Here is a 22760-nt window from a genome sequence, read left to right on the forward strand (position 1 = left end):
CAGTGAACGCCCTGCGAGAGAGGCGCGTTCCGGCCAGTAAGAAGGAGTAGGCTCTTGCACATTCTGGTTCTCGGCGCTGCCGGCATGGTCGGCCGCAAACTCTGTGAACGGCTGCTGCGCGACGGCCGGCTCGGCAAGAGCGACATCACCAAATTGACCATGCACGACGTGGTCGAGCCGAAGAAGCCGGAGCAGGCCGGTTTCCCGGTCGAGACCGTGTCGGGCGATTTCGCCGTGCCGGGCGCGGCTGAGAAGCTGATCGCCGGCCGCCCGGACGTGATCTTCCATCTCGCTGCCATCGTCTCGGGCGAAGCCGAGCTCGATTTCGACAAGGGCTACCGAATCAATCTCGACGGCACGCGGATGCTGCTCGACGCCATCCGCCTCACTGGTGGCGGCTACAAGCCGCGCGTGGTGTTCACGTCCTCGATCGCCGTGTTCGGCGCGCCGTTCCCCGATGCCATCGGCGACGAGTTCTTCCACACCCCGCTGCTTAGCTACGGCGCCCAGAAGGCGATCGGCGAACTGCTGCTCGCCGACTATTCGCGCCGCGGCTTCCTCGACGGCATCGGCATCCGCCTGCCGACCATCTGCATCCGGCCCGGGCTGCCCAACAAGGCGGCATCGGGCTTCTTCTCCAGCATCCTGCGCGAGCCGCTGGCCGGCAAGGAAGTGGTTCTTCCGGTCTCCGAGGACGTCCGCCACTGGCACGCCACGCCGCGCTCGGCCGTCGGCTTCCTGCTGCACGCCGGCACCATGGATCTCGCCACGGTCGGCCCGCGCCGCAATCTGACCATGCCGGGCCTGTCGGCCACGGTCGGCGAGCAGATCGCCGCCCTGAAGCGCGTGGCAGGCGAGAAGGTCGCCGCACGCATCAAGCGGGAGCCCGATCCCTTCATTGTCGGCATCGTCAGCGGCTGGCCGCGCAACTTCAATGCAAAGCGGTCGCTCGAGCTCGGCTTCACCACCGCCGAGAAGAATTTCGACGATATCATCCGCATTCACATCGAAGACGAGCTCGGCGGCAACTTCGTCGCCTGATCCAACTGATGAACAGCGTGGATATGACGATGGCGAGCGTGGCTTGCATCGGCGAATGCATGGTCGAGCTCCGGCAGGCCCAAGGGGGGCATTCTGCGGGGCAATCCTCGGGACAGACTGCCGGGCAGGGCGGCGGCCTGTACTCGCGCGGTTTTGGCGGCGATACCCTCAACACGGCGGTGTATCTGGCGCGGCTCGAGGTCAAGGTCGATTATCTCACCGCGCTCGGCGATGACGGCCTCAGCGACGAGATGATCGCCGCCTGGAATGCAGAGGGCGTCGGCACGCGGCGTGTCGTGCGGCTGCCGGGCAAGCTGCCTGGCCTCTACATGATCCAGCTCGATGCCAAGGGCGAGCGCCAGTTCTTCCACTGGCGCGACAGCGCGGCGGCGCGCCAGCTGATGAGCCTGCCGGAGACCGACGAGCTCCTCAACTCGTTGATGAGCTACGACATCGTCTATCTCTCGGCGATCACGCTCTCGATCTACGACGCAGCCGGACGCGAGCGCCTGTTCGCGGCGATCAAGCGCGCACGCCTGCTCGGCACCCGCTTCGTGTTCGACACCAATTTTCGCGCACGCGGCTGGCCGGACCGCGATGTCGCGCGCGAGGTGTTCGGCGCGGCCTTCGCGGCGGCCGACATCGTGCTGACCTCGACCGAGGACCTGCTCGCGCTTTATCCCGGCGAAAGCCAGGAGCAGTTGATGGCGCGCATTCCTACGCCCGAGCTAGTGTTCCGCCTCGCCGAGCCCGTCAGCCTGCTGCGCTTCCCCGGCGGGACCAGCGAAGTCCGCGCCGAGCCCATGACCAAGCCGGTGGTGGACACCACCGCCGCCGGCGACAGCTTTGCCGCAGCCTACATCGCCGCCCGGCTCGCCGGTTCCGAACCGGTCGGGGCCGCCCAGGCCGGGCATCGCCTCGCCAGCCTGGTGATCTGCTATGCCGGCGCCATCATTCCGGGCTATGCCATGCCCCCGAAGAAGCGCCACCGGCCGGCGACCTCTCGTCAGGCGACCAAGTAAAGCGACCAAATAAAGATTGAGACCCATGCCCACCGCTGCCCAACAGAACCACCTCGTCGCGCTCTTCAAGGCCGCGACCGTCATTCCTGTCCTCACCATCGAGCGTATCCAGGATGCCGTGCCGCTCGCGCGTGCGCTGGTTGCCGGCGGCGTCCGCACGCTGGAGGTGACCCTGCGCACCCCCGTTGCGATCGAGGCGGCGAGGGCAATGATGGCCGAAGTCCCCGAGGCGGTCGTCGGCATCGGCACGATTCTCAATCCGGCCGACTTCACCCGTGTCGAGAAGCTCGGCGTCGCCTTCGGCATCAGCCCGGGCCTGACCCCCGATCTCCTCAAGGCCGCCACCCATAGCTCCTTGCCGTTTGCACCGGGCATTGCCACGGCGTCCGAGCTGATGATGGCGCTGGCGCACGGTTTCGACGTCGCAAAATTCTTCCCGGCCGAGCAGGCCGGCGGTATCAAGGGCCTGCGCGCCCTCGGCGGGCCGTTCCCGAGCGTGCGGTTCTGCCCCACCGGCGGCGTCGGCGAGGCCAATGCGGCGACCTGGCTGGCCGAGCCCAACGTGGTCGCGGTCGGCGGGTCCTGGCTATGCCCGACGGCCGAGATCAGGGCCGGGAACTGGGCCGGCATAACTGCCATCTGCCAGCGCACCCTCAAGGCCCTTAAACCCGCGTGAAGTCTTGCCATCCCTGGGCTAAGACTTAGCTCAGGTGAGAGATCCCAGGGAGAGAAGACCATGACCGCCAGCATCGTCGGATGGGCGCATACGCCGTTCGGCAAGTTCGACACAGAGACCGTCGAAAGCCTCGTCACCCGCGTTGCCAATGAGGCGATGGCCGATGCCGGCATTTCGGCCTCCGATGTCGACGAGATCGTGCTCGGCCATTTCAACGCCGGCTTCTCGGCGCAGGATTTTACCGCCTCGCTGGTGCTTCAGGCCGACCCGAAGCTGCGCTTCAAGCCGGCAACGCGCGTCGAGAACGCCTGCGCCACGGGCTCTGCCGCGGTGCATCAGGGCCTGCGAGCCATTGCCGCAGGCGCCGCCAAGATCGTCCTGGTCGTCGGCGTCGAGCAGATGACGCGCACGCCGGGGCCGGAGATCGGCAAGTACCTGCTCAAGGCCTCCTACCTGCCCGAGGATGGCGAGACGGTCGGCGGCTTTGCCGGCGTGTTCGGCAAGATCGCCAGCTCCTATTTCCAGAAATACGGCGACCAGTCCGATGCGCTGGCGCTGATCGCGGCCAAGAACCACAAGAACGGCGTCGCCAATCCCTTCGCCCAGATGCGCAAGGATTTCGGCTTCGACTTCTGCCGCGCCGAGAGCGAGAAGAACCCCTATGTCGCCGGCCCCCTGAAGCGCACCGACTGCTCGCTGGTCTCCGACGGCGCGGCCGCGCTGGTGCTGGCCGATGCCGAGACCGCCAAGGGCATGGGCAAGTCGATCGGCTTCCGTGCCACCGCGCACGCCCAGGACTTCCTGCCGATGTCCAAGCGCGACATCCTCCAGTTCGAGGGCTGCACGGTCGCCTGGCAGCGCGCGCTGGAGCAGGCGGGCGTCACGCTCAGCGATCTCTCCTTCGTCGAGACCCATGATTGCTTCACCGTCGCCGAGCTGATCGAGTACGAAGCGATGGGCCTGACGCCGAGGGGGCAGGGCGCCCGCGCCATCAAGGAAGGCTGGACCCTCAAGGACGGCAAGCTGCCGGTCAATCCGTCCGGCGGTCTGAAGGCCAAGGGCCATCCGATCGGCGCCACCGGCGTCTCCATGCACGTGATGACCGCGATGCAGCTTGCCGGGCAGGCGCCCGAGGGCATGCAGCTCAAGAATGCCAAGCTCGGCGGCATCTTCAACATGGGCGGCGCGGCCGTCGCCAACTACGTCTCCGTGCTGGAGCCGCTGAAGTAGGACCGTCTTTGGTGGGCATGGGCGCCATGCGCCGTGCCCACTTTCTTTGCGTTAGATCATGGTGGGCCAGTTTAGCCCCCTTAATGCTCCTGATTGATTTTGCAGGGAATGCATCATGAGCAATGACTACGAAGACTCGCTGTCGATGGACGCACTCAACGACCGCATCGCGATCCTCGAGGACAATATCCGCCAGCTCATCGAGCAGGCCGCAGCGGCCTCGGGCGAGCAGAGCGAGTCGCGGATCGCCGACCGGATCAATCAGCAGAACGACGAGCTCGACCGTCTCATCAGGATCCGGGAATCCCGCCAGAAGAAATAGCGGCAGCGCGGCGCATGCGGCCATACGCCGGCCGCCCTTGCGCACGCGGCGCGGCTGCCCTTAGCTGGACCGAAATCGCGGGGGCGCTTCCAGAGCCCCGCGCAATCGGGAGCGAACGATGGGGCCGCTGAAGGGCATCAAGGTCATCGATATGACCACCGTGCTGATGGGGCCCTATGCGACCCAGATGCTCGGCGACTACGGTGCCGATGTCATCAAGGTGGAATCGCTCGACGGCGACGTCACCCGGCTGATCGGCCCGATGCGCCATGCCGGCATGGGCCCGGTGTTCCTCAACACCAATCGCAGCAAGCGCTCGATCTGCCTCGATCTGAAGAAGCCGGCGGGCCGCGAGGCCGTGCTGCGGCTCCTGACGGACGCCGACGTGCTGGTCTACAACGTCCGCCCCCAGGCGATGGCGCGGCTGCAGCTCGGCTACGACGTCGTCTCCGAGATCAATCCGCGCCTCGTCTATGCCGGCGTGTTCGGCTTCGGCCAGGACGGTCCGTATGCCGCCAAACCCGCCTATGACGACCTGATCCAGGGCGCCACCGCGCTCCCCGCCTTGATGGCGCAGACCGGCGACGGCGTGCCGCGCTATGTGCCCAACGCGCTGGTCGACCGTATCGTCGGCCTCACCGCGGTCGGCGCGATCTGCGCCAGCCTCGTGCATCGCGACCGCACCGGGCGCGGCCAGCGCGTCGACATCCCGATGTTCGAGACCATGGCCGGCTTCGTGATGGGCGATCACATGGGCGGTCTTACCTACGAGCCGCCGCTCGACAAGGGCGGCTATGCCCGCCACCTCTCGCGCGACCGCAGGCCCTACAAGACCTCGGACGGCCATCTCAGCGTCATCGTCTACAACGACAAGCAGTGGGAGAACTTCTTCAAGGCGACGGGCCGCGACGATCTGCGCACTGACCCCAAATTCGCGACCTTCGCCGGACGGGCCGCCAATATCGACGTCGTCTATGCCGAGCTCGCGCGCATCTTCGAGACGCGCAGCACTGCCGAGTGGATCGAGCTGCTGACCGGGGCGGATGTGCCCGTCATGCCCATGCACGACCTCGCGTCGATCCTGCACGACGAGCATCTCGAGGCGACCAACTTCTTCCCGATCGTCAACCATCCGACCGAAGGCCCGATCCGCAGCATGAAGGTGACGGCGAACTGGTCGGAGACTGAGGCCGAGCCTGTCAGGCTGGCGCCGCGGCTCAACGAGCACGGCGCAGAAATTCTGCGCGAGATCGGCTATTCCACCGTCGAAATCGCCGCCATGGTCCGCGATGGCGTGACGCGGTCGGCGCCAGACTAGGAGGCACCATGAGCTTCATCACCGGCGTCGGCCTCACGCCTTTCGGCAAGCACGAGGGCTCATCCTCGCTCGACCTGATGAGCAGGGCGGCGCAAGCCGCGCTCGACGATGCCGGCCTGAAGCGCGCGGATATCGACGGCATCCTTTGCGGCTATTCCACGGTCTCGCCGCACATCATGCTGGCGACCGTGTTCGCCGAGCATTTTGGCATTCGCCCGTCTTATGCCCATGCCGTGCAGGTCGGCGGCGCCACGGGGCTCGCGATGACCATGCTCGCGCATCATCTCGTCGTGTCGGGTGTCTGCCGCAACGTGCTCGTGGTCGCCGGTGAGAACCGGCTGACCGGGCAGAGCCGCGATGCCTCGATCCAGGCGCTGGCGCAGGTTGGCCATCCCGATTACGAGGTGCCGCTGGGGCCGACGATCCCCGCCTATTACGGCCTCGTCGCTAACAGGTACATGCACGAATACGGCGTGACGGAAGAAGACCTCGCCGAGTTCGCGGTGCTGATGCGCGCCCACGCCTGTATCCATCCCGGCGCGCAATTCCATGATTCGATCACGGTTGCGGACGTCATGGCCTCGAAACCGGTGGCGATGCCTTTAAAGCTGCTCGACTGCTGCCCGGTGTCCGATGGTGGCGCCGCGTTCGTCATCAGCCGCGAGCGGACGGGCGAGGCCGGTATACGCATCCGCGGCTGCGCCCAGGCGCACACCCATCAGCATGTCACGGCCGCGCCCGCACTCAGCGAGCTCGGCGCGGAAATCTCCATCGCGCGCGCCAGGGAAGCTACGGGCCTTGCCATCTCCGACGTGCGCTACGCCGCGATCTACGACAGCTTCACCATCACGCTTGCGATGCTGCTGGAAGACCTCGGCCTTGCCGGCCGCGGCGAGGCGGCCGCCCGCGTCCGATCAGGCCATTTCGGCCGCGACGGTACGATGCCGCTCAACACCCATGGTGGCCTGCTCAGCTACGGCCATTGCGGCGTCGGCGGCGCCATGGCGCATCTGGTCGAGGCGCATTTGCAGATGACGGGGCGGGCGGCCAGCCGCCAGGTGCGGGATGCTTCGATTGCGCTGTTGCACGGCGACGGCGGCGTGCTGTCGTCCCATGTCAGCATGTTCCTGGAGCGGGTGCGATGAGCGAACGTCTAGTGGACTGGACCAAGGGCGAAGAGGCCATCACCTACCAGACCTGCACCTCATGCGGCCATGTGCAGTATTTCCATCGCGCCTTCTGCGCAGCGTGTGGAACCGCGGGTCCCCGCGAAGCGCGCGCCAGCGGCAAGGGCAGGGTCTACGCGACCTCGCTGGTCTGCCGTGCGGCCACACCCGAGACGCGCGCGCACGTGCCCTACAACATCCTGCTGGTCGATTGCGCCGAGGGCTTTCGCATGATGGCGCATGGTGACAACGGACTCGCCATCGGCGATTCGGTCGTTGCGAGCTTCAAGCCGTTTGCGGGAAAGCTCGTGCCGTTCTTCACGAGAGAATCGTAAGGGGATCCGTCATTCGGGGGCGGTCATAGGACCGAGCCTGGAACGGGTATTCTGGGCTTGGCCTGTGCGAGGGCCACCCCGGAATGACGAAAACTCTGAAACGCTTTAACTCAACGCCCGTAGAACAGGATGCTGGCGATGACGAGCATCGCCATCACCGCCAGCATATGCGCGAACGCTTCCGAGGCCGCCCCCTTGGTGGCTTCCTTCATGCCTTTTTCTCCCTAGACTTGGGCGTGACTCATCGTTGTGCGGCTAGCGCACCCGATGGCCAATTGTTGTTACTCGGAACACCCCTTGCGAGTATCCGCCGCGATTTGTCCCCACGCGGCGAATATCGACTGTACCAAGGTCGATCAGCAATGCGGCGGCATTTTGACTCGATGATGTTGCTCCCGCGTCCGCGCGCAATTACAGTTTCACGGAACTCTCGCCGACAACGACAATAAGCATCAAAGGCTCAGGGAAAACTTCAGGAAAATCATGGCCCGCATCAACTACAGCGACCCGTCCAAGGCATCCGACCGCACCCGCGAAATCCTCGACAAGAACCGCAATGCCAACATCTTCCGGATGATGGCGCACTCGCCGAGCTACTTTGAGCAGTACTGCCGCCTGGGGGGCGCCATCCGCCACAAGGGCGAGCTCGATCCGGTCGTGCGGGAGCTTGCGATCACGCGGACCGGCATTCTGTGCGAGGCGCCATACGAGATCGTCGCGCACAAGCGCATCGGCAAGAATGTCGGGGTCACCGACGAGCAGAACGAGGCGCTGGAGAATTGGCAGGCGGCGTCGTGCTTCAACGAGGTGCAGCGCGCGGCGCTCGCCTTCACCGACGAGACGGTGAACCTGAAGAAACCAACGGACGCGACCTTCAAGGCGATCGCATCGAAGCTGACACCGGCCGCACTGGTCGAGCTCCAGCTCTCGGTCGGCTTCTACATCATGACGTCAAAGTTTTTGGAGACATTCGAGATCGACCTCCAGCCGGTCACGGAAGTGGTGGGCTGAACGAGGCGCTGCTGCGAGGGATGCCCATGACGATTGATGAATATGCGGCCTGGGCCGCTGGCGTTGCCAAAGTCGATGAGCATCCGTCCAACGAGCGGTTGTCCTATCTCGGGCTCGGCCTCGCCGGTGAATCCGGCGAGGTCGCGGATCATATCAAGAAGCTGCTGCGCGATAACTGGCTCGATCAGGCGGGCCTCGTCGATGAGCTCGGCGACGTCATCTATTACTGGGCCTGCCTCTGCGCGGCGACCGGCCGGAAGCCGTCCGAGCTGCTCGAAGCGAGCGCGGCGAAGATCAAGCGACGGCTGAGCGAAGCCGCGAGCCGTTGAAGCAAGCAGAGTGCTGGAGGTCGATCCTCGTTGGGGCAGGGCAATCGCGTAAGAGAACGATTTCTCTGTGGCCATCCTTCGAGACGCCCGCCGTTGGCGGGTCCTCAGGATGAGGACTGAGTGCGAGGCTGCAGTTTCGACGAGCAGCGGTGCCGCTTAGCCGCACCCTGAGGAGACCGCGAAGCGGTCGTCTCGAAGGACGAGGCGTGCGCTGGTCGCGCAAAATGCCAGATGCGCCGGGCAGAGGTGAAGCGGGCCATCGCTACGTCGACGTCAGAATATCCACCTTCGCGTTGGCGACGATCAGGCGGTCGGCGAGCAGCTGCGCGAGGTTGCGCATGACGCGCTCGCTGGCGTGAGGGTGCTGCTTGCGGAAGCGCTCGAAGTCCTTCAGCTGGACTTCGAACGCGGTCGCCGCCATGTCCGTGAACACGTCGGCCGAGCGCGTCGGCTCCAGTAGTGCCATCTCGCCGAACGCCATGCCGGCCGTGAGCGTCGCCAGCCGCACGCCGTCGGGCAGGGTGACATGCACCGCGCCGCTGCGCAGGAAGAACAGGGAGGAGGCCGGATCGCCGGTCGTGATGATCTTCGCGCCGGACTGATAGGTTTTGATCGTGCAGATCGAAGCGAGGTCCGTCAGCTCTTCCGTGTCGAGTCCCTCGAGCAGCGGCTGTTCGGCAAGCTCGGTGGTCTCGTGGAAATCGATCGAGCCGCCGTAACGATAGACGATCTGGTCCTCGGCCCATTCGATCGCGGTGTCGAGCAGGTAGAAGTCGCGGACGTTCTTCAGCTCCGCGGTCCACTCCCGCAAGCTGTTCCACTCCTTGGACGCGCGCCTGACACCGGATAGCACGACGGTCACATTCAGCGCCGCAAGCTCCTCGAACGCTTCGGCGACCAGGCGCGCTCCGGCGCGCGTGGTGGAAGTGACCCGGTGCAGATCGAAGATCACGAATTGCGGCCGGGGCCGCCCGGCAAGCCGCCGCGAGACATAGTCGACCGCCGACAGCGACAGCGTGCCGACCAGCTCGATGATCCGCACCTCCCGCTCATGTGCCGCCAGGATCTCGCGCTCCCGCGGCCGGCGGACGCGCCGCGACGGGCTCCTGCCGATGTCGTAGTCGGCGATGACGGCGTTGCGGGCGTCGTCGCTGCGGTTGAGCATGTGCAGGTCGTAATGCGAGGACAGCGCCTCGCACACCTTGATGCCGCGTACGCTGTTGCCGTGCTTGTCGAGCCTGGGGGAATAGCTGCCGAGCCCCAGGCGGGCGGGCAGGGCGGCGAGGATGCCGCCGCCAACGCCGCTCTTGGCGGGGATGCCGATCCGGTAGATCCATTCGCCGGCATAGTCGTACATGCCCGACGAGGTCATTACCGAGAGCGTGCGCGAGATCGCATAGGCGCTCAGCACCTGCTCGCCCGTCACCGGATTGACGCCGCGATTGGCCAGGGTCGCCGCCATCACCGCGATGTCGCGTGCGGTGACCAGCACCGCGCATTGCCGGAAATAGACGTCGAGGACGCCAGCGACGTTGTCCGAGATCACCGCGTTGGTCTTCAGGAGATAGCCGATGGCGCGATTGCGGTCGCCGGTCTGGCTTTCGGAGGCGTAGACGGCCTCGTCCACGGTGAGATCGCGACCGGCGAAGCGGCTGAGCGCAAGGCGGATCTGCTCGAAGGCCTCGGGCCCCTTGCTGTCGTAGATCAGCCCGGTGCAGGCGATCGCGCCGGCATTGACCATCGGGTTGAACGGATGGTTCTCGGAGTTGAGCCGGATCGAGTTGAAGGGATCGCCTGATGGTTCGACGCCGATCGCGCTCTCGACCTTGCTCGCGCCCAGCAGGTCCAGCGCCAGCGCGAACACGAAGGGTTTCGACATCGACTGGATGGTGAAGGGCACCCTGGAGTCGCCGACCTCGTAGACATGGCCGTCGAGTGTGGCGAGACTGATGCCGAAATAGGCAGGATCGGCCTTGCTCAGCTCGGGAATATAGTCGGCCACGCTGCCTGAAGTTTCGGCAGAGAATTCGTTGAGGCAATTGTCCAGAAACCGCAGCAAAGGCGGTTTCGAGCGGGTCCAGGCGGCGGCGAGAGGCGAATGCGGTGTCATTGCCTCACTTGTGCAACGCAATCAGGGCACGCGCAACCCGTCCGGAACCACGGCCTGCCGCCGGACCAGCAGCAGGGCGAGCAGAACCGTGGGCAGGAGGATGCCAAGGCCTAGCAGCGTCACCTGCATCTGCGACAGCGGCATGATCCCGCCGCCCGGGGTTGCCACCACGAAGCCGCCGATCACCAGCAGCACGCGGATCGGCCATTCCAGCGCGCCTGTGCCGCGGAGGTCGCCGACGAAGGGCTGGTAGCCCTGGATGCCGCCGCAAATGAACAGCGTGCCGAACGCGGCGAGCGCCATCAGGCCGAGACCGGCGAGATAGGGGCTCGACCCCTGCAGCACCAGCGCCGGATTGAGCACGAAGAAGAACGGGATGAAATAGATGATGCTGCCGACCCACATCGATTCCCAGCCCGTCTTCATCGCCGGCGAGCCGGCAATGCCTGCAGCCGCGAAGGAGGCGATCGCGACCGGGGGCGTGATCGAGGACAGCATGCCCCAATAGAAGATGAACATGTGCACGGCCATGCGGTTGAGCCCGAGCTTCTCCAGCGCAGGCGCGACCAGGATGGCGAGGAAGATGTAGCAGGCCGTCGTCGTCAGCCCGAGGCCGAGGATCAGGCTGGTGAGGGCGCACATGCCGAGCAGCAGGAACGGATTGTCGCCGGCAATATGCAGCAGGTCGTTGGCAAGGCTCGAGACCACGCCGGTCATCGAGAACGCGCCGATCAGCAGGCCGCAGCCGGCGAGGATGCCGACCAGCTCGACGAAAGTGCGGCCGTTGACCTCCAGGAATTTGCCGATCGTCGCCAGCGTCCAGCGTGTGTCCTTGGAGAAGAGCTGGTTGAGCACCAGCAGCAGCGCGGTGGCATAGAACGGCGCGTGGCTCTCGCGCTTGAAGTAGAGCAGCATCACGATCAGCAGCGCGATGACGAAGACGTAGTACCAGCCGTCCTTGATCGTATCCATGATCCGCGGCAGCTCGGCGCGCGGAATTCCCTTCAGCCCGTGGCGCGCGGCGTAGGCGTCGACCTGCATGAACAGTCCGACATAATAGAGCGCGGCCGGAATGATCGCGGCGACCGCGACGTCGGCGTAGCTGACATTGAGGAACTGCGCGATCACGAAGGCGGTCGCGCCCATCACCGGCGGCGCCAGCACCGCGCCGGTCGAGGCGCAGGCCTCGATCGCGCCGGCATAGGAGGCGCGAAAGCCGCTCTTCTTCATCACCGGAATGGTCATGGTGCCGGCGGTCAGCACGTTGGAGATGATCGAGCCCGACATCATGCCGAGCAGGCCGCTGGCGAAGATGCAGACTTTCGCCGCGCCGCCGCGGAAGGTGCCGCACAGCGCGAAGGCGAGATTGATGAAGAACTTTCCGGCCCCGGTCATCATCAGCGCGGTGCCGAACACGAGGAAGCCGATCACGGTGTCGGCGAAGGCCTGGATGGGAATGCCGAGCAGACTCTCGCCCGAGAGCACATGATAGGCGGTCGCCTGTTCCAGCGTCGATTGCGTGCCGCGGAACGGCCCGAGCCAGCTGGTCTCCGCGAACAGCGGGTAGACGGTGAAGGGAAGCACGCTCAGCAGCAGGCTCCAGCCGCCGGTGCGGCGCAGCGCCTCCATCAGCATCACCCACATCACGAGGCCCGCGGCAATCACGCTGTTCGGCGCGCCGCCGAACTCCCATCCGGCCTCCGCCGCCTTGCGCACGCTCGACATCAACAGAAGTGCGGCCGCGAAGGTCACGACGAAGAGGACGAGGTCGTACCAGGGAATGCGGTCGAGCGGCGCGCGCTCCGTGCCCGGGAAGATGAGGAACGTGAACGGCAGCATCAACGCGATCAGGAGATAGAAATACTCGGTGTTGAGCTGGGTATAGCCGACGAAGAAACGCAGCGAAAATTGCTGGTTGATGCAGAGCAAAATCGTCGCGGCGGTCGCGACGATCAGCGTCCAGCGCCAGGCGCCGCGCAACGTGCGGACGCGCGTGACCTCGGCTTCCTGCATGTTGCCGGCGGCGCCGTGCGGATCGTCGAACACGACCCGCTTGGGCTCGTCGTTGAGGCCGGTGGAGATTGAAGAAGACATCATCGACCCCGCGCGTGGGCTGGTAACCGCTGTGGACTAGTCCTCGAACCCGTTCGGCATGTCGGCTTTCGCGAGCGCCGCGGCGCGTACCTTCATCCAGCCATCGAGGAAGGCCTTGTCATCCGATGGCGGATTGGACTTGCCGTACTCCGCCCACGCTGCGCCGAGCACCTCCTGTCGCTTGATCAGCTTGGTGTTGTGCGCCTCCTGCGCATCGCTCCATTGCCCGGCTTCCTTCAGCGCCTTCACCGCGCCGGGATGCACGGGCACCACCCAGTTCTTGGTCTGGCGGTCGGCGGCGAGGCCGCCGGCGCCGGGCGCGGAGTCCTTGTAGGCGTCGTAGTTCACGATCATGGCCTTGGTCATCGCATAGACCTGATCGGCCGGTTGCGAGGCATAGGCGACGAAGATCGGGTAGGGGTAGTTGCCGAGCTCGACCGGCTTGTCCGGTGAGATGCCGGCGCCGCACGTCGCAGTCTGCGGGAAAAAGAACGAGCCGACCTTCTGCATCCGCGCCCAGCCGTCCTTGTCCTTGGCGGGCAGCGGCGGCCAGATCAGGCCGCGCGGCGAGGTCTCGGCTTCCTTGGCGGGGCCGGTGATGGTGGTGCCGAAGGCGGCATCGGTGTCGTTGTTGATCAGCCCCTTCCACATCGCGCCGTAGCTTGCGAACTCGACGACCTTGATGTCCTTCTGCGTGAGGCCTGCGAAGGCAAGCACCGCGAGCGAGTTCTGGTTCAGCGCCGGCGATCCGACCACAAACCCGACGCGCTTGCCCTTGAGGTCCTTCAGCTCCTTCACGCCGGTGTCGGCGGCCACCGCGAGCGAGCCGCAATTGCAGTCGACGCTCGAGAGCAGGATCTGCAGCGGCTGCGGGCCCCATTCCTTCGCGCCGAACTCGAACACGCCCTCCTGCGCGAAATAGGTGCCCGATCCCATCGCCGCGGAGACGGCGCGCTTGGCGCGCAGCGGCGCGAGGCGGGCGACGTCGTTGCCTGCGGGCAGCACGCGCACGTCGGTGCCGTATTTGTCCTTCATCATCTTGCCGACGCCGACCGCGATGTTGAAGCCGGCGGTTCCGGTGTCATAGGCGGTGAACGTCAAGGTCGCCGGCAGCTTGATGTCTTCGGCAAACGAATAGCGTGTAGACGCAAAAGAAATGCCCGCAACCAAGGCAGGCGCGAGCACGAGCAGCCCACGAAGCATGTTTCCCTCCAATGATTCCCGCGTTTGCCGCGAAGATTTTCTTTTTTTGTTTGAAACAGAGTTTGTTTTGAAACAGATCATGTCACCGCGATCAGGCGATGGCAACGCCGTACCGCGGATGCAGAAAGCAGCCAGACAGATTGTCGCGGAAATGACGATAAGGCACTCAGTTCGCGACGATCGCGATCGCCTGGCCCTCCGCAACGACGTCGTCGAGCTTCACGAGAAGCGATGTGATCGTGCCGTTCGCGGGCGAGGGCACGGGTATCTCCATCTTCATGGCTTCGACCACCACAACGTCATCGCCATCCGCAACGGTTCCTCCAACTTGCACGGGAGTTGCGCAGATGCGTCCGGCGACCTCCGTGACGATCTTAATTTCTGGCATGCCATCGCCTTTTTGTTGTCGTCGCAAAATGCCTGAGGTAGCGTCGTCTGCAAGTGGAATTTAATTCCGCACAGCGGAACAGACGGTAGGGATCATGGGACGACGTTCGGAGCGGTTGAGTAAGCAAGGTGCACTCGCTGGCGACGCCGGCGAGGGTGATGTCATCCAGGTGGTGTCGCGCGCGTTCGACGTGTTGCGATGCTTCGAGGGCCACGATAGCAGGCTCGGCAATCTCGAGATTTCAAATCGCTGCGGCCTGCCGCGCTCGACCGTGTCGCGGCTCACGCACACGCTGACGCGCATGGGCCAGCTCGTCTATCTGCCGCGCGATCAGAAATATCGCATCGGCCCGAGCGCGGTGGCGATGAGCGCCTCGATGATGAAGGGCGCGCAGCTGCGCAGCATGATCCGGCAACGCCTCCAGGAGGTCGCCGAGCAGCTGCCCGGGACGGTCGGCTTCGTCGTGCCCGATCGTTTTCATCTCGTCTATCTCCAGTTCGCGCGCTCTGCGACCGCGCTCGGCCTGCACGAGGGCACCGGCAGTCGCATCTCGATGGCCTCGACCGCCGCGGGCGCGGCCTACACGGCAGCCTTGTCGCCGGAAGTCGGCGATGCCTTCATCAACGACATGGAGCGGGAGGCGCCCGAGGCTGCAAAGATTTTGCGGCCCCGCATCGAGGCCAACCGGCAGTCGCTGCGCGAGCGCGGTTATGTCACTGCCTGCGGGATCTGGAGCCCGCACATCAACGGCCTCGCGGTGCCGATCTGGTCGCCGCAGTACCAGACGTTCGTGGTCATCACGATCGGTCTGCTGTCCGCGATGTATGACGAGCAGCGTCTGCATGACGAGGTCGCGCCGCTGATGGTCGCGCTCGGCCGCTCGCTCGGCAGCCTGATGGAGGGCGCGGAAGGCGACGTCTTCAACAACCGCATCTCGCGCAAACCGGTCGCAATGGCCGTGCACAACAATAACAAGCCGATCAATTCGGAGGGAGTGAATGAACTGGAAGCCGGAACTCGACGAGCTCGCCCGGCGCGAAGCCTTCGCGCGGGAGATGGGCGGCGTTGACAAGGTCAAGCGACAGCATGACCAGGGCCGGCTGACTGTTCGGGAGCGTATCGACAAGCTGATCGACAGAGGAAGCTTCCACGAGATCGGTGCCGTCTCCGGCATCGGTGAGTACGATTCCGGCGGCGAGTTGCAGAAATTGACGCCGGCGAACTGCGTGTTCGGCCGCGCGCGCGTCGATGGCCGCACCGTCGTCGTGGTCGGCGACGATTTTACGGTGCGCGGCGGCTCGGCCGATGCGTCCATTTCCGCAAAGCCGCTGATGGCGGAGGAGATGGCGCATGATTTCCGCCTGCCCATCGTCCGCATCATCGAGGGCTCCGGCGGCGGCGGCTCGGTGAAAACGATCGAGACCAAGGGCGCGGCCAACCTGCCTGGAGGCATTGGCGGCACGCGCTGGTATCGCTTCACGACCGAGAACCTGTCGCGCGTGCCCGTGGTCGCACTCGGCCTCGGTTCGGTTGCCGGCCTTGGCGCGGCGCGTCTGGCCGCCAGCCACTATTCCATCATGACGCGATCCTCGGCGATGTTCGTCGCGGGGCCGCCGGTGGTGAAGGCGCTGGGGCAGGACCTCTCGAAGGAGGAGCTCGGCGGCGCCGACATCCAGACCCGCGCCGGCGCGGTGGATCATGCCGTCGACACCGAGGAGGAGGCCTTCGCCTGCGCGCGGCGCTTCCTTTCGTACCTTCCGTCGTCGGTCTACGAGCTGCCGCCGACCTTGCCTTGCACCGACGATCCCGAGCGCGCCGAGGAAGCGCTGATGAACGCGGTGCCGCGCAACCGCAAGCAGGTCTACAAGATGCGCCCCATTATCGAGTCCGTCGTCGACAAGGGCTCGTTCTTCGAGGTCGCAAAGAATTTCGGCAAGCCTGTGATCGTCGGTCTCGCACGGCTCGAGGGCAGGGCGGTGATGCTGCTCGCCAGCGACAGTTTTCACTATGGCGGCTCCTGGACCGCGGACGCCTGCCAGAAGGTGGTGCGCTGGGTGGACTTCGCCGAGACCTTCCATCTGCCGGTCGTCTATCTCATGGACTGCCCCGGCTTCATGATCGGCCTCGATGCCGAGAAGGCGGCGACCATCCGCCACGGCGTCCGCGCGATGGCCGCGGTCAACCAGACCACCGTGCCCTGGTGCACCGTGATCCTGCGCAACGCCTTCGGTGTTGCCGGCGTGGTGCATCAGCCCGCCGACCGCTTCTCGATCCGCTACGCCTGGCCCTCGGCCTATTGGGGCTCGCTGCCGCTCGAGGGCGGCATCGAAGCCGCCTACCGTGCGGAGATCGATGCGGCCGAGGACAAAGTTGCAAAACTGAAGGAGATCGAGGCGCGCCTCAACAAGCTGCGCTCACCGTTCCGCTCGGCCGAAAAATTCTGGGTCGAGGAGATCATCGACCCCCGCAAGACGCGCTCGCTGATGTGCGAGTTCGCGCGGCTCGCCGAGCCGCTGCGAAAGCCCGGGCCGCCGGAGAACATGACGATCAGGCCGTAGCGCCAGAGCCGGTCGCGGGCGCTGCAAGCGCCCCGATGCGCCGTCCCGTCGCAGCGGGAGGTCCGAAAGTCCCGAATCGGCCGGAAAGACCGCTTCCAGAAAGCCGGACCGGCGGCCGCGGCCATCCGGGACAATACCGCTCTCGAGGCCGCAAGGAGGTCCGCGGACAGCTGTTACCGCCGATCTGTGCGATCGCATTTAAGCGACGTTAATGATGCCTTCTCAATACGATACATCTCAATCCGTTGCAGTCCATGTTTGCGGATTGCGCGTAAGTGTTGATTAAGGGAGCCATCCTCATATTCGGCTCATGACGGGCGAGTGCCGGGATCGAAACCGGCTCTCCTCCGTAGATTTCAGGGGAAGGGCCGCTGCCGCAACGACGGCAGCCAGGATGAAAATCATGCTCCGTCGCGTCATGCTTCGTTTCGCGAGAGACCGGAAAGCCAACGTCGCCATCATTTTTGCGCTCACGATGGTCCCCATCGTCTTTCTGCTGGGCATGGCGCTCGACTACACGCTCGCCTTGCGCAAGCGGGAGCAATTGAACGCGGCCGCCGACGCGGCCGCGATCGCGGCCGTCAGGCCCGCGATGCTGACGCAGACCGACACCACCGTCGTCCAGGCGACTGCCGCAGCCGTGTTCGCGGCCAAGGCGAATCTTCCCGGGCTGTCCGCGACGCCGACGCCGACGATCACCGTCACCGATACCGGGCTCGCGCGAAGCATCACGGTTTCCTACACCGCGCAGTCCGTCAACAATTTCCCCGGCGTTCTCGGCAAGCAGACCTGGCAGGTCGCGGGCTCCGCAACGGCGAAGGCCTCAAGCGCACCCAACATGAACTTCTACATGTTGATGGACGACTCGCCGTCGATGGCGATCGCGGCGAACCAGAACGACATCAATAAGATGATCACGGCGACGGCGAGCCAGCCCACCTACGCGAAAAATTGCGCGTTCGCCTGCCATGAGGCGCATCCCAACAACTCAAATCCAAGTTCGACGAACAAGGACAATCTCACCATCGCGCGCGCCAACAACATCACGCTGCGCATCGACCTGGTGACGAACGCCCTTACGCAATTGATGGTCGGCCCCTGGTCGTGCCCGCAATCGGGTGTGGCGGGCGGCGTCATGCAGTGCATGTCGGCGCTCAACAACACGACCTACAAGGCCGCCATCTACACCTTCGACTATGCCTTGAACACGATCCAGCTGCTGACCACTCCGACCACCGCCGGCACGAAGATCGCCAACATTTCGCTCCTGACGGTCGACCACCAGAACTGCCCCGTTCTCAACGGCAGTGGCGGCTGCATCTACACCACCGACTACGGCACCGACATCTCGAAGGGGCTGACGGACCTCAACGCCGCCATGCCTGATCCCGGCGGCGGCACCAATCAATCGGGCGATACGCCGCAAGAGGTGGTCTTCCTGGTCACCGACGGCGTCGAGGACAAGCTGATCCCGAAGACGGGCGGCACTTGCGACGCCAACGCCACCTATGCGCTGCCGACCGCCAATTCGACGACCTTGCGATGCCAGCAACCGCTCGACACGACGGTCTGCGATACCATCAAGAGGCGGAATATTCGCATCGCGGTGCTCTACACCGAGTATCTGCCACTACCGACCGAAAGTTGGTACAACACCCGCATCGCGCAGTTCAACAGTCCGACCTCGTCGACGGGCACGATCGCGCAACGGCTGCAATCCTGCGCGTCGCCTGGCCTGTACGCGAGCGTTCAGAATGGCGGCGACATTTCCGCGGCGCTGACCAACCTCTTTCTCAAGGTTGCGTCCAGCACGGCCAGCCTCGTGCAGTAGGGAAATGGCCATGCTCGGATCCCTCGCAACACGGAAGATGCGCCGCAGCCGCTGCGCCGCGTTCGCTGCCGACAACAAGGGCGCCACGGCTGTCGAGTTCGCGCTCGTCGCCGCGCCGTTTCTTGCTCTCATCATCGCGCTCATCCAGACGTTTCTGGTTTTCTTTGCACAGCAGCTGCTCGAATCCGTGGTTCGTCAGTCGGCGCGCCTCGTCATGACGGGACAGGTCCAGTCCGCGCAAATGGATAAGGCGACGTTCAAGCAAAAGGTCTGCGATCAGATCGTAATCCTTTTCAACTGCAGCAGCTTGATGGTCGACATGCAGGTGGCAAGTGCATGGTCGAGTGCGACCACGGGCATACCGGCCCTGACATTCGATGCCTCGGGTGCAGTCACGAACACCTGGCAATACAATCCCGGCAGTGCCGGCGACATCGTCGTGCTCCGCGTGATGTATCAATGGCCGGTGTTCCTCGGACCGCTCGGCTTCAACCTTTCGAATCTTTCGAACGGCAACCGGCTGATCATGTCGTCGGCCGCGTTCCAGAACGAGCCAGGAGCTACCTGATGATTGTCGCCCTGCCGTCTCGCGTCCGGCACCTGTGCACCGATGTCCGCGCCGTTGCCGCGACGGAATTTGCCATCGTCGCGCCCTTCATGCTCTTGCTCTATGTCGGCGGCGTCGAGCTCGGGAACGGGTTGTCGATGAACGTCAAGGTCACCGCGACCGCGCACAGCGTTGCGGACATGGTTTCGCAGAACACGCAGGTCACCTCGTCCCAGATGGACGGCATCCTGGGGGCTGCGAGTGCCATCATGGCGCCGTATCCGATCACGGGCGGCAGCGGCGCCTCCTTGATGACGATTACCGTTTCCGGTGTCTCGACCGACGACAAGGGCAAGGCGACGGTCCAATGGAGCAAGTCGACCAGTTCGTCGGGGACGAGAGCGGTGGGGCAGGTGATGACCCTGTCGCAGTTCACCGCGACCATTCCGAACAACACCAACAACGCCAACATCTCGCTCATCCTGAGCGAGGTGTCCTACGACTATACACCGAACCTCGGCTACACCATCAGCGGCACGGTGAAGCTGACCGACAGCTACTATCTGTTCCCGCGCTGCTCGACGAACAGCCCGGCCACGTCGAACTTTCCGTACTACGACGTGAAATACCCGGCGACGACGACGTGCACCTGCGTCCAGCATCTGCAGCAGAAAAGCTGCTAGCGAGGCGGCACGTCCACAGGCGCGTCGAAGCCGCGGCGTGACCTCGGAGGAATAACGCGATACGGTCCCCGAACAAGAACAAGGGGAAACGCCAATCGTGTACGACTTCATTATCGTGGGCGGCGGCTCGGCGGGGTCCGTGCTGGCCCACCGGCTCTCCGCCGGGAGCGCCAACAAGGTCCTGCTGTGCGAAGCCGGCCAGGACACGCCACCCGGCAACGAGCCGGCCGAGATCAGGGACAGCTATCCGGGCACGGCCTATTTCGATCCGCGCTTCCACTGGACCGAGCTCAAGGTCACGACCCAGGTCGTCAGCCACAACAATCCGAACGAAGCGCGTCCCCCTTTACGCAAATACGAGCAGGCGCGCGTGCTGGGCGGCGGCTCGTCGATCAACGGCCAGATGGCCAATCGCGGCGCACCGACCGACTATGACGAATGGGAGGCGCGGGGGGCCGAGGGGTGGAGCTGGAACGATGTGCTGCCCTTCTTCAAGAAGGTCGAGCGCGACCTCGATTTCGACGGGCCGTATCACGGCAAGGAAGGCCGAATTCCGGTGCGCAGAATTCGGCGGGAGCACTGGACGAGGCATTCGCAGGCGTTCGCCGACGCCTTCCAGCAGGCCGGCCATCAATTCGTACCCGACCAGAACGGCGAATTCGTGGACGGCTATTTTCCGGTGACGCATTCCAACCAGGCCGAGCAGCGCGTCTCGGCCGCGATGGGCTATCTCGATCGCGACACGCGCAAGCGCGCCAATTTGACGATCTCCACCAACACGCAGGTGAGGGAGCTGCTGTTCGAAGGCACGCGCTGCGTCGGCGTGAAGGCTGTCGTCGATGGACGCGAGCAGGAATTCCGCGGACGCGAGATCATCCTCTCCAGCGGTGCCATCCATTCGCCGGCGCATCTGTTGCGCGCCGGCATCGGCCCGGTCGGCCACCTCAAGGATATGGGCATTCCCGTCCTGATGGGACTGGCAGGCGTCGGCCAGCGCCTGATGGATCATCCCTCGATTTCGCTGTCGTCCTTTGTCCGCCGCGGCGCGCGGATGAACGGGCACACCAGGCGCCACATGCAGCTCGGCCTGCGCTATTCGTCCGGGCTCGAAGGCGTGCCGAAGGGCGACATGTTCGTCGTCGTGCTCAGCAAGTCGGCCTGGCACGCCGTCGGCGCGCAGATCGGCTCGCTGCTGACCTTCGTCAACAAGACCTATTCCGAGACCGGGCAGGTCAAGCTGGCCTCGCGCGATCCCTCAGCCGAACCGATTGTCGAGTTCAACCTGCTGTCTGACCGGCGCGATCTCGATCGCCTGATGAGCGGCTTCCGCAAGATGGCGGCGGTGCAGATGAGCGACGGCGTGAGGGCCGTGACGGACAAGCCGTTCCCTGCGGCCTATACCGACCGCGTGCGCAAGATCGGCGTGGTCAACACCAAAAACAAGATCCTGACCAAGGTCGCCGCCACCTTGATGGACGGGCCGGCGGCGCTGCGCCACTATCTGATCGACAATTTCGTGGTCGAGGGTTTTACCTTCGACGACGTGATCAACGACGACGAGGCGCTGGAAGCTTTCGTGCGCAAGGCGACCATCGGCGTATGGCACGCCTCATGCTCATGCCGCATGGGCCGCGCCGAGGATCCCATGGCGGTGGTCGATCCCCAGGGCCGCGTCAAGGGTATCCAGGGCCTGCGCGTCGTCGACGCCTCGATCTTCCCGGTGGTGCCATGCGCCAACACCAATTTTCCGGTGTTGATGTCGGCGGAGAAGATCGCGGCTGCGATGGTGCAGTGAGAGGCGGCGGTTCCTGGCTAACAGGGGCCGGGCAGAGAAGAGAAGCGCTGACCCGGACTCCATAATCACAGCATGAGGGAGCGGACACCGGCCCGTGTGGTGCCTCGATCGATGCAAGGAACCATTTCCGACGTCCTGCATTCAACGCGCATGAGGAAACTGTATTTCGGCATCGGCGCTCTGGCCGGCACGCTGGTTTTCCTCACCATTTGGTTAGGCCAGCATGAGCGGCAGGCGTCGATCGATCGGCTCCAGCAATGGGAGATTCCACGGGCGCCTGCACGCTAAAGCGCGATGCGATTAGGATGAATCGTCATCGCGCTTAAGGTTGTCGTTTGAGCATGATCTTTTCGGAAAACCGCTGCGCACTTTTCCGGATCATGCTCTAGCGCGCATTCGTCCTCTGCGAGTTAATCATTTCGGTCGCTACGTGTGGGGTATGATGATTGCAGAGCGCGTCGCGCGAATGCAGCCATTTTCAGCCGTTCTTTAGGCCCATTTCAGCCAAACTGTTATTGGTTTCTCGTTGCCCGGGGCAGGCCTCTCAATTTCGGAGTCCTGCAATGTTGAAGCCAGTAATTTCTGCGTGTGTCTTCGTTCTCCTGAGCTCCGTCGCTTCGGAAGCTCGGCCCTATCGCATTCATCAAGCACCTGAATGCAATGTCACGATGCCCTGCGATTTCTCGTATTCTCAAACGCGCCGCGAGCGGACTCCGAGACCCTCGTTGCAAGCCTATCGCTCGACGCAAATGACGGTGGGCGATGCCGCCGGCACCGCGACCGCGATCAGCGTCTCCGGTGATCGCGTCATCGGTGGTCGCCCGGCCGGTTGCCCTTCCTCCTTCTGCGGCTGCGGTGCCGCGTTACGGGTGTTTGGTCGTGTCGTGCCGGAATTGAATCTCGCGTCCAACTGGCTGCGCTTCCCCCGCGCGGCGCCGGCGCCGGGAATGGTCGCAGCGCGGCACGGACATGTCTTCGTTCTGGAGCAGCATCTCGGAGGCGACACGTGGATGGCATATGACGCCAATTCGGGCGGTCACGCCACGCGCATACACGCGCGCTCACTGCGGGGCTACACCGTCGTCAATCCGCGCGGTTGAG

General features: G+C 64.6%; 22 protein-coding genes. 18 read left to right on the plus strand and 4 right to left on the minus strand.

Going from position 1 to position 22760, the window contains the following annotated elements; genetic code table 11:
* Positions 1–54 precede the first annotated feature (54 nt).
* The 10 genes from denD (at position 55) to RAD15_RS02010 (ending at position 8450) form a co-directional block, all read left to right on the plus strand.
* Entirely contained in the window at positions 55–1041 is a 987-nt protein-coding gene (gene denD / locus RAD15_RS01965) for a D-erythronate dehydrogenase (RefSeq protein WP_458173839.1), read from the plus strand.
* Between the two features lie 29 nt (positions 1042–1070).
* Positions 1071–2063, plus strand: coding sequence for a sugar kinase (locus tag RAD15_RS01970; protein ID WP_458173841.1), 993 nt, complete (start codon positions 1071–1073; stop codon positions 2061–2063).
* Between the two features lie 25 nt (positions 2064–2088).
* Positions 2089–2739, plus strand: a complete 651-nt coding sequence (gene eda, locus RAD15_RS01975) for a bifunctional 4-hydroxy-2-oxoglutarate aldolase/2-dehydro-3-deoxy-phosphogluconate aldolase (protein ID WP_458173843.1) — start codon at positions 2089–2091, stop codon at positions 2737–2739.
* A 60-nt stretch (positions 2740–2799) separates the two neighbouring features.
* Entirely contained in the window at positions 2800–3969 is a 1170-nt protein-coding gene (locus RAD15_RS01980; RefSeq protein ID WP_458173845.1) for an acetyl-CoA acetyltransferase, read from the plus strand.
* A 115-nt stretch (positions 3970–4084) separates the two neighbouring features.
* Complete coding sequence (locus RAD15_RS01985; RefSeq protein WP_458173847.1) at positions 4085–4291, plus strand: hypothetical protein; 207 nt, start codon at positions 4085–4087, stop codon at positions 4289–4291.
* Positions 4292–4409: 118 nt separating this feature from the next.
* A complete protein-coding gene (locus RAD15_RS01990) occupies positions 4410–5609 on the plus strand; it encodes a CaiB/BaiF CoA transferase family protein (RefSeq protein WP_458173849.1) in 1200 nt (399 codons plus the stop codon).
* An 8-nt stretch (positions 5610–5617) separates the two neighbouring features.
* A complete protein-coding gene (locus RAD15_RS01995) occupies positions 5618–6754 on the plus strand; it encodes a thiolase family protein (RefSeq protein ID WP_458173851.1) in 1137 nt (378 codons plus the stop codon).
* The gene (locus RAD15_RS02000; protein ID WP_458173853.1) at positions 6751–7110 is read left to right on the plus strand and encodes a Zn-ribbon domain-containing OB-fold protein; all 360 of its coding nucleotides are present in this window, start codon (positions 6751–6753) and stop codon (positions 7108–7110) included. The genes RAD15_RS01995 and RAD15_RS02000 overlap by 4 nt, the downstream gene beginning before the upstream one ends.
* Before the next feature lie 483 nt (positions 7111–7593).
* Positions 7594–8121, plus strand: coding sequence for a carboxymuconolactone decarboxylase family protein (locus RAD15_RS02005; protein ID WP_458173855.1), 528 nt, complete (start codon positions 7594–7596; stop codon positions 8119–8121).
* A gap of 26 nt (positions 8122–8147) precedes the next feature.
* On the plus strand, positions 8148–8450 hold the full coding sequence (locus RAD15_RS02010; protein WP_458173857.1) for a nucleoside triphosphate pyrophosphohydrolase family protein: 303 nt from the start codon (positions 8148–8150) through the stop codon (positions 8448–8450).
* A gap of 262 nt (positions 8451–8712) precedes the next feature.
* Here RAD15_RS02010 and glsA read toward each other — a convergent pair whose 3' ends face one another.
* From glsA to RAD15_RS02030, 4 genes are all read right to left on the minus strand, one after another.
* A complete protein-coding gene (glsA, locus tag RAD15_RS02015; protein WP_458173859.1) occupies positions 8713–10560 on the minus strand; it encodes a glutaminase A in 1848 nt (615 codons plus the stop codon).
* Positions 10561–10581: 21 nt separating this feature from the next.
* A complete protein-coding gene (locus RAD15_RS02020) occupies positions 10582–12657 on the minus strand; it encodes a TRAP transporter permease (RefSeq protein WP_458173861.1) in 2076 nt (691 codons plus the stop codon).
* 33 nt (positions 12658–12690) lie between these two features.
* On the minus strand, positions 12691–13857 hold the full coding sequence (locus RAD15_RS02025; protein WP_458173863.1) for a TAXI family TRAP transporter solute-binding subunit: 1167 nt from the start codon (positions 13855–13857) through the stop codon (positions 12691–12693).
* A 166-nt stretch (positions 13858–14023) separates the two neighbouring features.
* Positions 14024–14245: a biotin/lipoyl-containing protein gene (locus RAD15_RS02030; protein WP_063684430.1), complete on the minus strand. Its 222-nt coding sequence runs from the start codon at positions 14243–14245 to the stop codon at positions 14024–14026.
* 94 nt (positions 14246–14339) lie between these two features.
* On the opposite strand from RAD15_RS02030, the gene RAD15_RS02035 reads away from it, so the two are divergent.
* The 8 genes from RAD15_RS02035 (at position 14340) to RAD15_RS02070 (ending at position 22759) form a co-directional block, all read left to right on the plus strand.
* Positions 14340–15314: an IclR family transcriptional regulator gene (locus RAD15_RS02035; RefSeq protein WP_458173865.1), complete on the plus strand. Its 975-nt coding sequence runs from the start codon at positions 14340–14342 to the stop codon at positions 15312–15314.
* On the plus strand, positions 15244–16803 hold the full coding sequence (locus RAD15_RS02040) for an acyl-CoA carboxylase subunit beta (RefSeq protein WP_458173867.1): 1560 nt from the start codon (positions 15244–15246) through the stop codon (positions 16801–16803). Before RAD15_RS02035 ends, RAD15_RS02040 begins: the two co-directional genes overlap by 71 nt.
* A gap of 403 nt (positions 16804–17206) precedes the next feature.
* Complete coding sequence (locus RAD15_RS02045) at positions 17207–18634, plus strand: TadE/TadG family type IV pilus assembly protein (protein WP_458173869.1); 1428 nt, start codon at positions 17207–17209, stop codon at positions 18632–18634.
* Between the two features lie 10 nt (positions 18635–18644).
* A complete protein-coding gene (locus RAD15_RS02050; RefSeq protein ID WP_458174987.1) occupies positions 18645–19202 on the plus strand; it encodes a TadE/TadG family type IV pilus assembly protein in 558 nt (185 codons plus the stop codon).
* Positions 19202–19864 (plus strand): TadE/TadG family type IV pilus assembly protein, encoded by a 663-nt coding sequence (locus tag RAD15_RS02055; RefSeq protein ID WP_458173870.1) that lies wholly within the window; start codon positions 19202–19204, stop codon positions 19862–19864. Before RAD15_RS02050 ends, RAD15_RS02055 begins: the two co-directional genes overlap by 1 nt.
* Before the next feature lie 97 nt (positions 19865–19961).
* Positions 19962–21659 (plus strand): GMC family oxidoreductase, encoded by a 1698-nt coding sequence (locus tag RAD15_RS02060; RefSeq protein WP_458173871.1) that lies wholly within the window; start codon positions 19962–19964, stop codon positions 21657–21659.
* 111 nt (positions 21660–21770) lie between these two features.
* Positions 21771–21947, plus strand: a complete 177-nt coding sequence (locus RAD15_RS02065; protein WP_458173872.1) for a hypothetical protein — start codon at positions 21771–21773, stop codon at positions 21945–21947.
* 437 nt (positions 21948–22384) lie between these two features.
* Complete coding sequence (locus tag RAD15_RS02070; RefSeq protein ID WP_458173873.1) at positions 22385–22759, plus strand: hypothetical protein; 375 nt, start codon at positions 22385–22387, stop codon at positions 22757–22759.
* Position 22760 lies beyond the last annotated feature (1 nt).

This window comes from Bradyrhizobium sp. 14AA (genome assembly GCF_054185205.1).

What these genes read in the sequence shown, in the direction of transcription:
- RAD15_RS02000 (WP_458173853.1), top strand. Translation starts at nt 6,751, where the DNA reads ATGAGCGAACGTCTAGTGGACTGGACCAAGGGCGAAGAGGCCATCACC.
- RAD15_RS01995 (WP_458173851.1), top strand. Translation starts at nt 5,618, where the DNA reads ATGAGCTTCATCACCGGCGTCGGCCTCACGCCTTTCGGCAAGCACGAG.
- RAD15_RS02035 (WP_458173865.1), top strand. Translation starts at nt 14,340, where the DNA reads ATGGGACGACGTTCGGAGCGGTTGAGTAAGCAAGGTGCACTCGCTGGC.
- RAD15_RS02010 (WP_458173857.1), top strand. Translation starts at nt 8,148, where the DNA reads ATGACGATTGATGAATATGCGGCCTGGGCCGCTGGCGTTGCCAAAGTC.
- RAD15_RS01970 (WP_458173841.1), top strand. Translation starts at nt 1,071, where the DNA reads ATGGCGAGCGTGGCTTGCATCGGCGAATGCATGGTCGAGCTCCGGCAG.
- RAD15_RS02040 (WP_458173867.1), top strand. Translation starts at nt 15,244, where the DNA reads ATGAACTGGAAGCCGGAACTCGACGAGCTCGCCCGGCGCGAAGCCTTC.
- RAD15_RS02055 (WP_458173870.1), top strand. Translation starts at nt 19,202, where the DNA reads ATGATTGTCGCCCTGCCGTCTCGCGTCCGGCACCTGTGCACCGATGTC.
- RAD15_RS02005 (WP_458173855.1), top strand. Translation starts at nt 7,594, where the DNA reads ATGGCCCGCATCAACTACAGCGACCCGTCCAAGGCATCCGACCGCACC.
- RAD15_RS01985 (WP_458173847.1), top strand. Translation starts at nt 4,085, where the DNA reads ATGAGCAATGACTACGAAGACTCGCTGTCGATGGACGCACTCAACGAC.
- glsA (WP_458173859.1), bottom strand. Translation starts at nt 10,560, where the DNA reads ATGACACCGCATTCGCCTCTCGCCGCCGCCTGGACCCGCTCGAAACCG.
- RAD15_RS01990 (WP_458173849.1), top strand. Translation starts at nt 4,410, where the DNA reads ATGGGGCCGCTGAAGGGCATCAAGGTCATCGATATGACCACCGTGCTG.
- RAD15_RS02030 (WP_063684430.1), bottom strand. Translation starts at nt 14,245, where the DNA reads ATGCCAGAAATTAAGATCGTCACGGAGGTCGCCGGACGCATCTGCGCA.
- eda (WP_458173843.1), top strand. Translation starts at nt 2,089, where the DNA reads ATGCCCACCGCTGCCCAACAGAACCACCTCGTCGCGCTCTTCAAGGCC.
- RAD15_RS02065 (WP_458173872.1), top strand. Translation starts at nt 21,771, where the DNA reads ATGCAAGGAACCATTTCCGACGTCCTGCATTCAACGCGCATGAGGAAA.
- RAD15_RS02020 (WP_458173861.1), bottom strand. Translation starts at nt 12,657, where the DNA reads ATGATGTCTTCTTCAATCTCCACCGGCCTCAACGACGAGCCCAAGCGG.
- RAD15_RS02045 (WP_458173869.1), top strand. Translation starts at nt 17,207, where the DNA reads ATGCTCCGTCGCGTCATGCTTCGTTTCGCGAGAGACCGGAAAGCCAAC.
- RAD15_RS02050 (WP_458174987.1), top strand. Translation starts at nt 18,645, where the DNA reads ATGCTCGGATCCCTCGCAACACGGAAGATGCGCCGCAGCCGCTGCGCC.
- RAD15_RS01980 (WP_458173845.1), top strand. Translation starts at nt 2,800, where the DNA reads ATGACCGCCAGCATCGTCGGATGGGCGCATACGCCGTTCGGCAAGTTC.
- RAD15_RS02025 (WP_458173863.1), bottom strand. Translation starts at nt 13,857, where the DNA reads ATGCTTCGTGGGCTGCTCGTGCTCGCGCCTGCCTTGGTTGCGGGCATT.